A 13,731-nucleotide genomic window follows, 5' to 3' on the forward strand; every position below is an offset into this window, starting at 1 on the left:
CGATCCTCATACCTTGATGGTCGATGAGTCAAGGGCTAATGTATCGGCAACTCAGCCGGCCGGGACTTCCGATGATCCGCCTCGCCACGCCGGAGGACGCCCCTGCCCTCCACGCCATCTACGCCCCGATCGTCGCCGGCACCGCGATCTCCTTCGAGCTGGCGCCGCCCTCGGTGGCGGAGATGGCCGACCGCATCCGCGGCTCGATCCCGACCTATCCCTGGCTGGCGACGGAGCAAGACGGCCGGATCCTCGGCTATGCCTATGCCGGCCCGCACCGGGCTCGGCCGGCCTATCGCTGGTCGGTCGATGTCAGCGTCTATGTCGCCGAGGCCGGGCGACGGCAGGGCATCGGCCGCGCGCTCTATGAAAGGCTGTTCGTGCTGCTGCGGCGGCAGGGATACCACGCCGCCTTCGCCGGCATCGCCCTGCCGAACCCGGCCAGCGTCGCCCTGCACGAGGCGGTCGGTTTCGTGCCGCTCGGCGTCTATCGCGACGTCGGCTTCAAGCACGGCGCCTGGCACGATGTCGGCTGGTGGCAGCGCCCGATCGGCGACCGCCCGGCCCACCCGGCCGAACCGCGCCCGGTGACCGAGGTGCTGGACTGATCAGGCCGGGCGGCGCTCGTACCAGCCGCGCGAGGCCTTCACCAGGCGGACCACCGAGAGCATCACCGGCACCTCGACCAGCACGCCGACCACGGTGGCGAGTGCGGCGCCCGAGTTGAGGCCGAAGAGACTGATCGCGGCCGCCACGGCCAGCTCGAAGAAGTTGGACGCACCGATCAGCGCCGCCGGCGCCGCGACGCACCAGGCGACGCCGAGCCGCCGGCTGAGCCAGTAGGCAATGCCGGCGTTGAGGTAGACCTGGATCAGGATCGGCACGGCCAGCAGCAGGATGACGACCGGCTGCGCCAGGATGCGTTCGCCCTGGAAGCCGAACAGCAGGACCAGCGTCGCCAGCAGGGCGGTCAACGACAGCGGCTGCAATACGGAGAGGGTCCGCCGCAGCGTCGGCTCGCCGCCGGCGGCCAGCAGCGATCGGCGCCAGAGCTGCGCCACCACCACCGGCACGACGATGTACAGCATCACCGACAGCAGCAGCGTGTCCCAGGGCACGGTGATCGAGGCGACGCCGAGCAGCAGCCCGACCAGGGGCGCGAAAGCGAACACCATGATCAGGTCGTTCAGCGCCACCTGGCTCAGGGTGAAGTGCGGCTCGCCCTCACACAGGTTCGACCAGACGAAGACCATAGCCGTGCAGGGCGCCGCGGCCAGCAGGATCAGCCCGGCGATGTAGGACGAGATCTGGTCCTGGGCCAGCCAGGGCGCAAACAGCCAGCCGATGAAGACGCTGCCGAGCAGCGCCATCGAGAACGGCTTGACGCCCCAGTTGACGAACAGGGTGACGCCGACACCGCGCCAATGCTCCTTCACCTGGCCGAGCGCGGCGAAGTCGATCTTCAGCAGCATCGGCACGATCATCGCCCAGATCAGCACCGCGACCGGCAGGTTGACCCTCGCGATCTCGGCAGAAACGACCGTCGCAAAGAAGCCCGGCACCACGGCGCCAAGGCCGATCCCGACGACGATGCAGAACGCCACCCACAGGCTGAGGAACCGTTCGAACAGCCCCATGGCAGGGGCGGCTGCAGGCGCGCGCGCGGCAGCGCCGGCGGCGCTCGTCTCAGCGTTCATGACAGATCCTATCGGTCGGAGTGGATCAGGCGCGCTTGCTGGAGGCGTCGACGACGAGTTCGCCGTCCTCCTTGCGGAATTCGCCCTGCTGCGGCCCCGGCAGGATGTCGAGCACCGATTCGGACGGCCGGGCGAGGATCACGCCCCGCTCGGTGACGACGATCGGCCGGTTGATCAGGATCGGATGCGCCATCATCGCGTCGAGCAGTTGGTCGTCGGTCAGCGCCGGATCGTCGAGGCCGAGCTCGTGATAGGGCGTGCCCTTCTGGCGCAGCACCGCCCGCACCGGTGCGCCCATGCGCCGGATCAGATCGGCCAGTTCGGCCCGGCCCGGCGGCGTCTTCAGATACTCGATGACCACCGGCTCGATGCCGGCGTTGCGGATCAGGCCGAGGACGTTGCGCGACGTGCCGCAGGCCGGGTTGTGGTAGATCGTGACCGGGCTCATGGCGCTGCCGGTTCTCCCTGGGCTTGGGCGGCCGGCTGGCAGCCGCAGCCCGCCTGCTCGATGACGTCCATCAGCGGCGCGCAGATCTCCGGCCGTCCGCTGCAGCAGTCCTGGACCAGGAAGGACAGCAGCGCCCGCACGCCGTCGAGATCGGCGGAATAGAGGATCGACCGCCCCTCCCGCTGCGACCGGATCAGCCCGGCACGGCTGAGGATGCCGAGATGGGTCGACAACGTCGTGCTGGGCACGCCGACCCGCTCCGCCACGGTCCCGGCCGGCACGCCGTCGGGCCCGGCCTGGACCAGCAGGCGGAAGACGGCCAGCCGGGTCGATTGGGCCAGGGCGCCGAGCCCTTCGATCACTGCGATCTCATCCATATTTCTAGAATTGCAGAAATATGGAAGCGATGCAAGCCCCCCGCAGGTACGGACCTATCGCTTTTTCATCTAATCCTTTGAAGTTGTCGCCGGAATCCACAGGCTGGAAGAGCAAATGTCATCCCGGCGAGACGGTTGTTAAACCAAACCGTCATCGTCCGCTTGTAGGGAACGGTCCCGTCGCCGCCGTCGCGGACGTGCAGGGCGGCCAAGGGGAGACACACATGACCGTCGTGACCAAGCTGTCGGCGGCCGCCTTCGCGCTGGCCGCCGCCGCAGTGTTTGCGCAGCCGGCCCAGGCGGCCGAGCGCACCAAGTTCGAGTTCTGGTACGGCCTCACCGGCGACCTGGAGCAGCGGGTGCAGGACACCTGCAAGCGCTTCAACGACAGCCAGGCCGATTTCGAGATCACCTGCGTCGGCCAGGGCGGCTATCCGAATGCGGTGCAGAACGCCATCGCCGCCTACCGCGCCCAGAAGCAGCCGACCGTGGTGCAGGTGTTCGACGCCGGCACGCTCGACCTGATGCTGTCCGGCGCTTATGTCCCGGCGCGCAAGCTGATGGCCGACAACGGCTACGACATCAAGTGGGACGACTATTTCCCCGGCATCGCGAACTACTACGCGACGTCGAAGGCCGAGCTGATGTCGTTCCCCTACAATTCCTCGACGGCGTTGTTCTACTGGAACAAGGACGCCTTCGCCAAGATCGGACGCGACAAGGGCCCGGAGACCTGGGAAGAAGTCGAGCAGATCTCCCGCCAGCTGAAGGCCGCCGGCTACGACTGCCCGCTGGCCTTCAACTTCGACCCCTGGCCGACGCTGGAGCAGTTCTCGGCGATCCACAACCAGCCGATTGCCACCAGGAACAACGGCTATGACGGGCTCGACGCCGAGCTGGTCTTCAACAAGACCAAGTTCGTCGACCAGATCACCTTCATCAAGAAGATGTACGATGAAGGCCTGTTCGTCCTGAAGACCAAGGAAGGCGGCCAGGACATCGTCCCGGCCTTCGCCTCCGGCACCTGCCAGATGACGCAGTCCTCGGTCGCCGACCACGGCACCATCGGCAAGCTGGCCGCCCCGGACATGCATTGGGACGTGGTCAAGCTGCCGGTCTGGGCCGGCACCGAGCGCAAGAACTCGCTGGTCGGCGGCGCCTCGCTGTGGGTCCTCGCCGGCAAGTCCGACGGCGAATACAAGGGCGCCGCGGCGTTCCTGAACTTCCTGGCCCAGCCCTCCTCGGTCGAGTGGTGGTCGACCGTCACCGGCTACATCCCGGTGACCAATTCCGGCTTCCAGGCGATGAAGGCCGCTGGCTTCTACGACAAGGCGCCCTACAAGGGCCGCGAGCTGGCGATCGAGAGCCTGACCTACACCCCGACCACCCCGATCTCCCGCGGCATCCGCCTCGGCGGCTACATCCAGATCCGCAAGGAGGTCCAGGACGCCTTCCAGGCGATCATCGCCGGCAAGGTGTCGGTGCAGGACGGCCTCGACCAGGCGGTGGAGCGCGGCAACGTGATCCTGCGCCGCTTCGAGAAGACCTACGCCGGCAAGCAGCTGCTGTAACCGGCGCAGCCCCCTCACCCTCCCGGCCCACGGGAGGGTGAGGGGTGCAGGTCCTCCACCCGTCCCCCACCAGCCGCATCGGACCCGATGGAAAAACGCGCCCATTTCAAGAACCGGACGCTGGCCTGGCTCCTGATCACGCCGCAGCTGCTGCTGGTGTTCCTGTTCTTCTACTGGCCGGCCGGCGAGGCGCTGTACTGGGCCTTCACGCTGGAGCAGCCCTGGGGCGGCGGCAATGAATGGGTCGGGCTGGAGAATTTCCGGGCGCTCCTGGCCGACAGCGCCTATTGGGGCTCGGTCGGCGTCAGCTTCGCCTATGCCGTCCTGGCCACCGGCATCGCCATGGCCGGCGCCCTGGTCCTGGCCCTGTTCGTCGACCGCCAGCTGCGCGGCTTCCAGGCCTACCGCTCGATCTTCGTCTGGCCCTACGCCATCGCGGCGCCCGCCGCGGCTATCGCCTTCCGCTTCATCTTCGCGCCCGAGAGCGGGATGATCGGCGCGGTCAACGCCCTGTGGCCGGGGCTGTGGAACCCGGTGCTGAACGGCACCCAGGCGTTGATCATGGTCGTGCTGTGCCACGCCTGGATCTGGATCGGCTACAACTTCATCTTCTTCCTGGCGGCGCTGCAGTCGATCCCGAAGAGCCTGATCGAGGCCAGCGCCATGGACGGGTCGGGCGCGCTGCGCCGGATGCGCGACATCCAGCTGCCGCTGATCGCGCCGACCCTGTTCTTCCTGATGGTGATCAATCTCACCGGCAGCTTCACCGACAGCTTCGGCATCGTCGACATCATGACCGAGGGCGGCCCCGCCCGCGGCACCGAGGTCATGGTCTACAAGATCTATTTCGACGGCTTCAAAGGCCTCGACTACTCCGGCGCCGCCGCCCAGAGCATCGTGCTGATGCTGCTGGTCATGGTCCTCACCTTCGTCCAGTTCCGCTGGGTCGAACGCCGCATCCACTACAGCTGAGGGAGGACGGCGATGATCGAGCGCACCCCGGTCCTGAACGCACTGACGCATCTGATCCTGATCACCGGCCTGGTCCTGGTGCTGCTGCCCTTCGCCATCGTGCTGGCCGCTGCGACCAAGGACATCCAGGGCGTCAACCAGGTGCCGATGAGCCTGATCCCCGGCGGCCACCTGATCGACAACCTGGCCGCCGCCTGGGACCAGGCCGGGTTCGGCCCGAAGCTGCTGAACAGCCTGGTCGTCGCCATCGGCGTCACCGCCGGCAAGATCGTGCTGGCGGCGCTGACCGCCTTCTCGATCGTGTTCTTCCGCTACCGCGCGCGGATGCTGGTGTTCTGGCTGATCTTCACCACGCTGATGCTGCCGCTCGAGGTCCGCATCGTGCCGACCTATTCGATCGCGGCCAACGCGCTGTCACCGTTCCAGAGCATCCTCGCGGTCCTAGGGCTGCAGGTCGACCTGCAGTGGAACCTCTTGAACTCCTACACCGGCCTGATCCTGCCGCTGATCGCCACGGCCACCGGCACCTTCCTGTACCGCCAGTTCTTCCTGACCGTGCCGGACGAGCTGCTGGAGGCGTCGAAGATGGACGGCGCCGGGGCGATGCGCTTCTTCGCCGAGATCCTGATGCCGCTGTCGCGCACCAACATGCTGGCGCTGGCCGCGATCCTCTTCGTCTACAGCTGGAACCAGTATCTCTGGCCGCTCCTGGTCACCACCGACCAGTCCTTCAGCACCGCGGTGGTCGAGCTGAAGCGCCTGATCCCGACCAACCAGGGCGGTCTGCCGGAATGGAACATCGCCATGGCCGGCACCCTGATCGTGATGATCCCCCCGCTGCTGGTCGTCGCGCTGATGCAGCGCTGGTTCGTGCGCGGCCTGATCGCCACCGACAAGTGAGGAGAGACCCCATGGCCCACATCGCCATCCGCGGCGTGCGCAAGAGCTACGGCAAGACGCCGGTGGTGCACGGCGTCGACCTGGACCTGCCGTCGGGCACCTTCGCCGTGATCCTCGGCCCGTCGGGCTGCGGCAAGTCGACCCTGCTGCGCATGATCGCCGGCCTCGAGGAGATCACCGCCGGCGAGATCGCGATCGGCGGCCGGGTGGTGAACCAGCTGGAGCCGCGCGAGCGCGGCTGCGCCATGGTGTTCCAGAACTACGCCCTGTACCCGCATATGAGCGTGGCCCAGAACATGGGCTATGCGCTGAAGGTGGCGGGCATGCCGAAGGCCGAGCGCATGGCCAAGGTGCGCGAGGTGGCGAAGCTGGTCGGGCTGGAGGATTTCCTCGACCGCAAGCCGGCGGCGCTGTCCGGCGGCCAGCGCCAGCGCGTCGCCATGGGCCGCGCCATCATCCGCGAGCCGGAGGTGTTCCTGTTCGACGAGCCGCTGTCCAACCTGGACGCCAAGCTGCGGGTGCAGATGCGGGTCGAGATCCGCCGCCTGCACCGCCGCCTGGGCGCCACCTCGGTCTTCGTCACCCACGACCAGGTCGAGGCGATGACCCTGGCCGACGTGCTGATCGTGATGAACAAGGGCGTGGTCGAGCAGATCGGCCGGCCGGCCGAGATCTACAACCACCCGCGCACCCGCTACGTCGCCAGCTTCATCGGCTCGCCGGCGATGAACTTCATCGAAGGCCGCATCTTCGCCCCCGGCCAGTTCGGCTTCGACGAGACCAAGACGGTCGCAATCGACCCGGCCGATGGCGGGCGCTTCGTCGAGCGCTCCACCACGCTGGGCATCCGGCCGGAGCTGGTCGAGATCGTGCCGGTCGACCGGCCCGGCGCGCTGGTCGCCACCGTCGACTTCATCGAGGAGCTGGGCGCCGGCCGCGTGGTCCATACCGACATCGACGGCCTGTCCTTCGCCGTCACCACCGGGGCCGAGGCCGACTACACCCCCGGCCAGCCGCTGGGGCTTTACCTGCCGCCATCGCAGCTGCATTTCTTCGACCCGCACACCGGGCTGCGCCTGGATGCCGACCTGCCGGCCGAGCATCGCTTCGCCGTCGCCACCGCCGCCTGACAATCGAGAGACGACCATGACCGAGATCATCACTGCCATCGGCTTCTCCACCGGCGTCAGCGGCAAGGGGGATCTCTCCCGCCTCGACGCCAGCCTGGGCCGCATCGCCGCGCTGGGCGCCGACGCGGCCGAGCTGTCGCTGTATGGCGAGGACCTGATCGCCGGCGGCCGCGTGCTGCCCGACCGGGTGCACAAGCTGGAGCAGATCGTCCGCCGCCACGACCTGCGCTACACCGTGCACGGCCAGATCGTCTCCAACTTCATGGACGAGCAGAACCTGCCGCTGCAGAAGGCGGTGGTGCGGGCCATGCTGGAGCTGTGCGACCAGGTCGGCGCCGGCGTGCTGGTGCATCATTGCGGCAAGGCGGCGATGACCGACGAGGCCGGGCGCGACCGGCTGGACGCGATCGAGCGCGAGGCCCTGGCCGAGCTGGCCGATGTCGCCCGCAGCTATGGCGTCAAGCTGGCCTTCGAGAACATCTTCGCCATGGATGACGCTGAATACCGCCAGACCCCGGCCGAGGTCGCCGACACGGTTCGGGCGCTGAACCACCCGAATCTGTGCACGCTGATCGACTTCAGCCACGCCTATATCGAGTGCACCCGCCGCGGCCTGGACTGGCGCGCCCAGATCCGCAGCATGGCCTCGGCCACCGGCCACCTGCATGTCCATGACAGCTTCGGCCGGCCCTACACGATGACGAAGTTCTACGAGCCGTCCGAGGCGGTGGCGCTGGGCATCGGCGACCTGCATCTGCCGCTCGGCTGGGGCGACATCGCCTGGGAGGAGATCTTCACCGAGCTGCGCTTCCAGCCCGACACGGTGATGATCCTGGAGCTGAACGCCGACCGCTACGATGCCGAGCTGGGCAACAGCCTGGCCCGCGCCCGGCGCCTGGCCGACCTGGTCAACCAGCGCGCGCTCGCGGCCTGATGCGGGAGATCGTTACGCGACGGGCCGGCGTGTTGCCGGCCCCCGACCCGATCCTGCTGGCCGATGCCGCTTTGGCGCCGGACGATGCCCATGACCGCTTCGCCGCCCAGGTGCCGGCGCTCAATGCGGTCGAGCATCGGCCGGCCCCGGTGGACCGGCCGGTGCCGCCGCGGCTGCGCGTCGCCGCCTGGAACGCGGAACGGCTGAAATACCACGCCCCCTCCGCCGCCCTGCTGCGCGGTGCCGATGTGGTGCTGCTGACCGAGGCCGATATCGGCATGGCCCGGTCCGGCAATCGGCACACGGTGCGCGACCTGGCCGAGACGCTGGGCATGGGCTGGGCCTATGGCGTCGAGTTCGTCGAGCTCGGCCTCGGCGATGCCCGCGAGAGCCTGTGGCATGCCGATGAGGACAACCGCATCGGGCTGCACGGCAACGCCATCCTCAGCCGCCATCCGCTGCTGGACCCGGTGATCATCCCGCTCGACGCCGGCGGCACCTGGTTCGCCGGACGCAGCGGCAACCAGCGCCGGCTGGGCGGGCGCATGGCGATCGCGGCGCAGCTCGACACGCCACGGCCGCTGTGGCTGGTCGCGGCCCATCTCGAGAGCCACAGCGACGCCGCCGACCGCGGCCGCCAGGGCGAGCGGCTGGCGGCGGCCATCGACCGGCTGATCCCGGCAGATGCCGGGGTGGTGCTGGGCGGCGACTTCAACACCACCGAGATCGCCGGCTCGCTCGACGCGCCGGAGGCGGACGAGCCGCTGTTCGCCGTGCTGCGAGACGCCGGCTTCGACTGGCAGCGCTGCAACGCGCCCGGCCCGACCCAGCGCACCCGCCCCGACGGCACGCCGGTGCCGCCCTTCGCCAAGCTGGACTGGCTGTTCACCCGCCATGCCGAGGCCGAGGCGCCGGCGACCATTCCCGCGGTCGACGCCGCCGGCGCCGCCATCTCCGACCACGAGGTGGTGGCGGCGACGGTGCTGACCGGCGTGGCGGCGGAGCGGCAGCAGGCGGCACGCATCGACGCCTGATCGCGTTCCACAGCCCCTTTTAAGCTGTCATCCTCGGGCTTGACCTGAGGATCCAGGGGCTTTCAAAGCAGCTCTCGGCGGCCCCTGGATTGCCGGGTCAAGCCCGGCAATGACAGAATAATGGGAATCCGACTGCGCCCCACATAAACCCGATGTCATGAAACGTCGCGGCCTTCCCCTCCGTATAGAGGGATGGCCGCGCTATTCTATCTCCGTGGCCGCGACCCCGACCGCGTCCACCGAGGATCTGATGCGCTCGCCTTTCACCAACCGTGCCGGCCGCTTCTCCTGGCTGAAATCCGTGGTCTTCGTGCTGCTGCTGCTGCCGGGGTTGTGGTATGGCGGGCGGCTGCTGGCCGGCGACCTGGGCGCCGACCCGGTGCAGACCTTCCAGCGCAATATCGGGCTGTGGGTGCTGTACCTGCTGGTCATCGGCCTGGCCGTCACGCCGCTGAAGCGGGCGCTGCGCTGGCCGCAGCTGATCCAGGTGCGGCGCATGATCGGTGTCGCCGCCGCCACCTATGTGCTGATCCACCTGACCGGCTATACCGCGACCCAGCATTTCGACCTGGGCTTCGTGGCGTCGGAGATCGTCAAGCGCCTGTACCTGACCATCGGCTTCCTGGCGCTGCTGTGCCTGATGCCGCTCCTGGCCACCTCGACCGACGCCATGATCAAGCGGCTGGGCGGTAAAAGGTGGCAGCGGCTGCACCAGCTGGTCTATCCGATCGTGGCGCTGGGGCTGGTGCATGGGGTGATGCAGTCGAAGGTCGACGTCGCCATCCCGACCATGCTGGCCGGCTTCACCATCTGGCTGCTGGCCTGGCGGGTGATGGACAGCCGCTTCGGCCGCGGCGACGGGCTGCCGCTGTGGTCGCTGGCCGTGCTGTCGGTGGTCACCGCCCTGGTCACGGCCGGCGGCGAGGCGGCGATGTACGGGCTGTTCACCGGGGTCGACCCGATGCGGGTGCTGCGCGCCAACCTGATCTTCGCCTTCGGCCCGCGCCCGGCCTGGATCGTGCTGGGCGCCGGCCTGGCCGTCACCGTGCTGGCGGGGCTGCGCCGGCTGCAGAAGAGCAAGGCCCGCCGGCCGGCCCTAGCCTGACGGCTTCCGGACCCAGACCACCGCGGCCAGCAGCGCCAGGACCAGTACGCCGCCGCTGAGCCCCATCGCCAGCCGCATGCCCTCGACCGACATGCCGCCGCCGCCGATCGCGCCGAGCACGGCGACGCCGATGGCGCCGCCGGTCTGGCGCAGCGAGTTGAGCACGCCCGAGGCGATGCCGGAGCGGGCGCGGTCGACCGTCGCCAGCAGCGCCGCGGTCATCGGCGGCACGGTCAGCGCCGTGCCGCAGCCGATCAGCAGCAGCGTCCACCAGAGGCCGCCATAGTCGGTCGCCGGGGTCAGCACCAGCGCCAGGGCGGCGAAGCCGGTCACGGCGACGCACAGCCCCGACACCATCGGCAGCCGCGCGCCATGGCGCGCCGCGACCCGGCCGGCGAAGACGTTGATGACGGCGATCAGCCCGGTCATCGGCACGAAGGCGAGGCCGGTGAGCAGCGGCGACAGGCCGAGCGGCCCCTGGAAATAGAGGCTGAGCAGGAAGGTCGCGCCGTAATAGCCGGCGTTGAGCAGGAATCCGATCAGCGAGATGGCCGAAAACACCGGGTGGCGGAACAGGCCGAGCGGCATCATCGGCGCCGCGCTGCGGGATTCGACCAGCAGGAAGCCGATGCCGGACAGCAGGAACAACGCCGCCCCGCCCAGCACCAGCGGATGGGTCCAGCCCAGCGGCTCGCCTTCGATGATCGAGCCGGTCAGCGCCACCAGCGCGACGATGGCCAGGAGTTGGCCCGGCAGGTCGAGCGCGCGCTTGTGCCGGCCCTCGGTCTCGGTGGTGAAGCGCAGGGTCAGCCACAGGCCGACCACGCCGATCGGCAGGTTGATCAGGAAGATGCTGCGCCAGCCGAACAGCGCGACCAGCACGCCGCCGACCACCGGCCCGGCCACCATCGCCATGCCGCCGGCCCCGGCCCAGATGCCGATCGCCCGCATCCGTTCGCCCGGATCGTGATAGGCATGGGCGACCAGGGCAAGCGAGCAGGGCATCAGCAGCGCCCCTCCCAGCCCCTGGGCCACACGCGCGGCGATCAGCACCGCGCCGGTCGGCGCCAGGCCGCAGGCCAGCGACGCCAGGGTGAACAGGGCGAAGCCGGCCAGGTAGAGACGCCGCGCGCCGTAGCGGTCGCCCAGCGCGCCACCGGTCAAGAGCAGGCTGGCGAAGGCCAGGGTGTAGCCGTTCACCACCCATTGCAGCCCGGCCACGCCGCCCTGCATCAGATCCTGGATCTGGTCGAGCGCGACATTGACGACGGTGACGTCGACCTGGACCACCACCACGCCGAGGCTGAGCGCGGCGAGCTGGGCGGCGCGCCGGGCAGGGACGGCGCGGTCGGGGCAGGCATCGAAGGGCATGGGCCTCGCCTGGGCGGCGGGAAGCGTTCAGTTTCTGTTCCCTAGCACGAGTCGCGCCGGCCCGAGGCTGCCATCGGCGCATCGCTGTCCCGCGGGCCGATCAATCCGGCGGCGGGCTAGACTGGACATTGCACAGCGGAGGGGATGATCGTGACAGCAGAGCTCTATCTGATCCGGCACTGCCGGGCCGCCGGCCAGGAGCCGGAAGCGCCGCTGACCGCGGAGGGCCGAGACCAGGCGCTGCGGCTGCGTGACCGGCTGTCGGGCCTGCCGATCGCGCGCATCGTCTCCAGCCCCTTCCTCCGAGCCCGCGACAGCGCCGCCCCGCTGGCCGAGTGGCTGGGGCTGACGGTCGGGATCGACGACCGGCTGGCGGAGCGCGTGCTGGCGGCGGAGCCTGCCGAGGACTGGCAGGACCGGTTGCGCCGGTCTTTCGCCGACCCGGCTCTCGCCTGGCCCGGCGGCGAATCCGGCGCCGCGGCGACCCGGCGCGGCCTCGCGGCGCTGGCCGATGCCGCGGTCGGCGCCGGAGGGCCGGTGGCGATCGTCAGCCACGGCAACCTGCTGACCCTGCTGCTGCACAGCCTGGACGGCCGCGACGGCTTCGCCGCCTGGGCGGCCCTGAGCAACCCGGACGTGTTCCACATCGACCCTGCCGGCACCGTCCGGCGCTGCTGGAAGGATGACAACTGAGATGCCTGTGACGATCGCCCCGGAGACGCCGGACCAGGTCGAGGTGCATGTGCTGCTGGAGCAGGCCGACCGCCGCTCGGCCGGCCTCTATCCGGCGGAGAGCCGGCACGGGCTGGACGTCGCCACGCTGCTGGCGCTGCGGGTGCGCTTCCTGGTCGCCCGGCAGGACGGGCGCGCGGTCGGCTGCGGCGGCTATGCGGCCGACGGCGACGGCACGGCCGAGCTGAAGCGGATCTTCGTCGCCGCCGAGGCGCGCGGCCTCGGCATCGGCCGCGCCCTGCTGCAGGCGCTGGAGGCGGACGCGGCCCGCGCCGGCATCCGGCTGCTGCGGCTGGAGACCGGGGTGAAGTCGGCCGAGGCGCTGGGCCTCTACCGTCGCTTCGGCTATCGCGAGACCGGTCCCTTCGGCGCCTACGGCCCCGACCCGCTGAGCGTCTTCATGGAGAAGGTGCTGCCGGGCGAAGGACCGGCCTTGGCGCACAGCGCCGATCCCGCTGCCAGAGGACGATGACCACCGTCAAACGCGTGCTAACCATCGATGACCGCAAACGCATCGACCTCGACCAGATATCCGGGGGATAGGGCGGCGACTCCGACAACGACGTCGGCCGGTTTGTGGTCCCCGAACAGAGCCACCCGGGCCGCTTCGATGATCGGCAGGTGGTCATCGCGCCGGTAGTCGACGATGTAGATCGTGATCTTGGCAACGTGCTCGGGAAGGGCACCTGCGGCTGCGAGGGCTCGACCGAGGTTGGCGAACACCTGGCGCGCTTGCACCGCGATATCATCGCGGCCGACAAGCTTGCCGTGTATGTCTTCGGGCTCCTGGCCGGAGACAAATATCAGCTTGGTCCCCTTTGCGACCACGACTTGCGTGTACGTATCGGGCGTCGGCAGATCCTGGGGATTGATGCATTCAAGCGTCATGTTCGTCCACCGTCCCTCTCTGGATTTCCTGACCCGACTTTACCCGCATGCGCGGTTCTTCCACCCCCCGACTCCGCGGGGTTTTGTGATGATCTCTTACATCTGCGGCACAAACGTCGTCGATAGATAGGCCAGGGGCCGCTCGCACCAGCCCCTGGATTGCCTCTCCAGCGTGGCGAGACCTTTTTCGGAACAGAAGTCCGTCCTTTTACCGTCATTCCCGCGAACGCGGGAATCTCTTCCCGGTCCAAGCGTAACGAGATCCCCGCTTTCGCGGGGATGACGGGGTTTTTATGGGCCGCAGGCGCGCGGACGCGCGCAGCCCCCTCCCCCTTGCCCCCTCCCGCAAGGGGAGGGGGAGAGTGGAAGGCTGCGCTCATCGATGCTGAATGGTGGTGAAGGCGGTGAGTGCGCGAGCGGCTCACCCCGTGTCCGGCGGCTTGGGCTTGTGGCCGGAGGCCGGGCGAGGCTTGGGCGGGTCCGCAGGCGGATCGTCCTCGCCGTCCACCGGCGGGATGAAGCCCAGCTGCTCCAGGGCCTCGTCGGCCCTCTCGAGCCAGCGCTCCACCTCG

15 protein-coding genes are annotated in these 13,731 nt (G+C 69.2%); 10 read left to right on the plus strand and 5 right to left on the minus strand.

The annotated features are described in order from the left end of the window. Positions 1–71 precede the first annotated feature (71 nt). A complete protein-coding gene (locus tag FFK22_RS33415; protein ID WP_138891562.1) occupies positions 72–608 on the plus strand; it encodes an arsinothricin resistance N-acetyltransferase ArsN1 family B in 537 nt (178 codons plus the stop codon). On the opposite strand, the gene arsB is transcribed toward FFK22_RS33415, so the two are convergent. The 3 genes from arsB to FFK22_RS33430 are packed head-to-tail and all read right to left on the minus strand — an operon-like array spanning position 609 to position 2,522. Then, the gene (gene arsB, locus FFK22_RS33420; protein WP_221939043.1) at positions 609–1,697 is read right to left on the minus strand and encodes an ACR3 family arsenite efflux transporter; all 1,089 of its coding nucleotides are present in this window, start codon (positions 1,695–1,697) and stop codon (positions 609–611) included. Between the two features lie 25 nt (positions 1,698–1,722). Then, positions 1,723–2,145 carry an arsenate reductase (glutaredoxin) gene (arsC, locus tag FFK22_RS33425; protein ID WP_138891561.1) on the minus strand — a complete coding sequence of 141 codons (423 nt, stop codon included), beginning with the start codon at positions 2,143–2,145 and terminating at the stop codon, positions 1,723–1,725. Next, positions 2,142–2,522, minus strand: coding sequence for a helix-turn-helix transcriptional regulator (locus tag FFK22_RS33430; protein WP_138891560.1), 381 nt, complete (start codon positions 2,520–2,522; stop codon positions 2,142–2,144). Before FFK22_RS33430 ends, arsC begins: the two co-directional genes overlap by 4 nt. 224 nt (positions 2,523–2,746) lie before the next feature. Between FFK22_RS33430 and FFK22_RS33435 the strand changes: the two genes are divergently transcribed. The 7 genes from FFK22_RS33435 to FFK22_RS33465 all read left to right on the plus strand — a co-directional run bounded on the left by FFK22_RS33435 (position 2,747) and on the right by FFK22_RS33465 (position 10,168). Continuing rightward, on the plus strand, positions 2,747–4,093 hold the full coding sequence (locus tag FFK22_RS33435; RefSeq protein ID WP_138891559.1) for an extracellular solute-binding protein: 1,347 nt from the start codon (positions 2,747–2,749) through the stop codon (positions 4,091–4,093). An 87-nt stretch (positions 4,094–4,180) separates the two neighbouring features. Further along, entirely contained in the window at positions 4,181–5,065 is an 885-nt protein-coding gene (locus FFK22_RS33440) for an ABC transporter permease subunit (RefSeq protein ID WP_138891558.1), read from the plus strand. 12 nt (positions 5,066–5,077) lie between these two features. Continuing rightward, on the plus strand, positions 5,078–5,965 hold the full coding sequence (locus FFK22_RS33445; protein WP_138891557.1) for an ABC transporter permease subunit: 888 nt from the start codon (positions 5,078–5,080) through the stop codon (positions 5,963–5,965). Between the two features lie 11 nt (positions 5,966–5,976). Next, complete coding sequence (gene ugpC, locus FFK22_RS33450) at positions 5,977–7,095, plus strand: sn-glycerol-3-phosphate ABC transporter ATP-binding protein UgpC (RefSeq protein WP_138891556.1); 1,119 nt, start codon at positions 5,977–5,979, stop codon at positions 7,093–7,095. 16 nt (positions 7,096–7,111) lie between these two features. After that, entirely contained in the window at positions 7,112–8,029 is a 918-nt protein-coding gene (locus FFK22_RS33455; RefSeq protein WP_138891555.1) for a sugar phosphate isomerase/epimerase, read from the plus strand. Then, positions 8,029–9,063, plus strand: coding sequence for an endonuclease/exonuclease/phosphatase family protein (locus tag FFK22_RS33460; RefSeq protein WP_138891554.1), 1,035 nt, complete (start codon positions 8,029–8,031; stop codon positions 9,061–9,063). The genes FFK22_RS33455 and FFK22_RS33460 overlap by 1 nt, the downstream gene beginning before the upstream one ends. A 250-nt stretch (positions 9,064–9,313) precedes the next feature. After that, positions 9,314–10,168 (plus strand): sulfite oxidase heme-binding subunit YedZ, encoded by an 855-nt coding sequence (locus tag FFK22_RS33465; RefSeq protein ID WP_186002793.1) that lies wholly within the window; start codon positions 9,314–9,316, stop codon positions 10,166–10,168. Here FFK22_RS33465 and FFK22_RS33470 read toward each other — a convergent pair. Then, positions 10,160–11,539: an MFS transporter gene (locus FFK22_RS33470; RefSeq protein WP_138891552.1), complete on the minus strand. Its 1,380-nt coding sequence runs from the start codon at positions 11,537–11,539 to the stop codon at positions 10,160–10,162. The two genes, FFK22_RS33465 and FFK22_RS33470, sit on opposite strands and share 9 nt — an antisense overlap. A 150-nt stretch (positions 11,540–11,689) precedes the next feature. Here FFK22_RS33470 and FFK22_RS33475 point away from each other — a divergent pair, with 150 nt between their 5' ends. Continuing rightward, a complete protein-coding gene (locus tag FFK22_RS33475; RefSeq protein ID WP_138891590.1) occupies positions 11,690–12,232 on the plus strand; it encodes a histidine phosphatase family protein in 543 nt (180 codons plus the stop codon). A 1-nt stretch (position 12,233) separates the two neighbouring features. Beyond that, a complete protein-coding gene (locus tag FFK22_RS33480) occupies positions 12,234–12,743 on the plus strand; it encodes a GNAT family N-acetyltransferase (protein WP_221939044.1) in 510 nt (169 codons plus the stop codon). A 17-nt stretch (positions 12,744–12,760) separates the two neighbouring features. On the opposite strand, the gene FFK22_RS33485 is transcribed toward FFK22_RS33480, so the two are convergent. Further along, complete coding sequence (locus tag FFK22_RS33485) at positions 12,761–13,159, minus strand: RidA family protein (protein WP_138891550.1); 399 nt, start codon at positions 13,157–13,159, stop codon at positions 12,761–12,763. Positions 13,160–13,731: the final 572 nt, after the last annotated feature.

Origin of the sequence: Mycobacterium sp. KBS0706 (genome assembly GCF_005938675.2) — a bacterium.
In the GTDB taxonomy this organism is placed as follows: Bacteria; Pseudomonadota; Alphaproteobacteria; order DSM-16000; family Inquilinaceae; genus Inquilinus.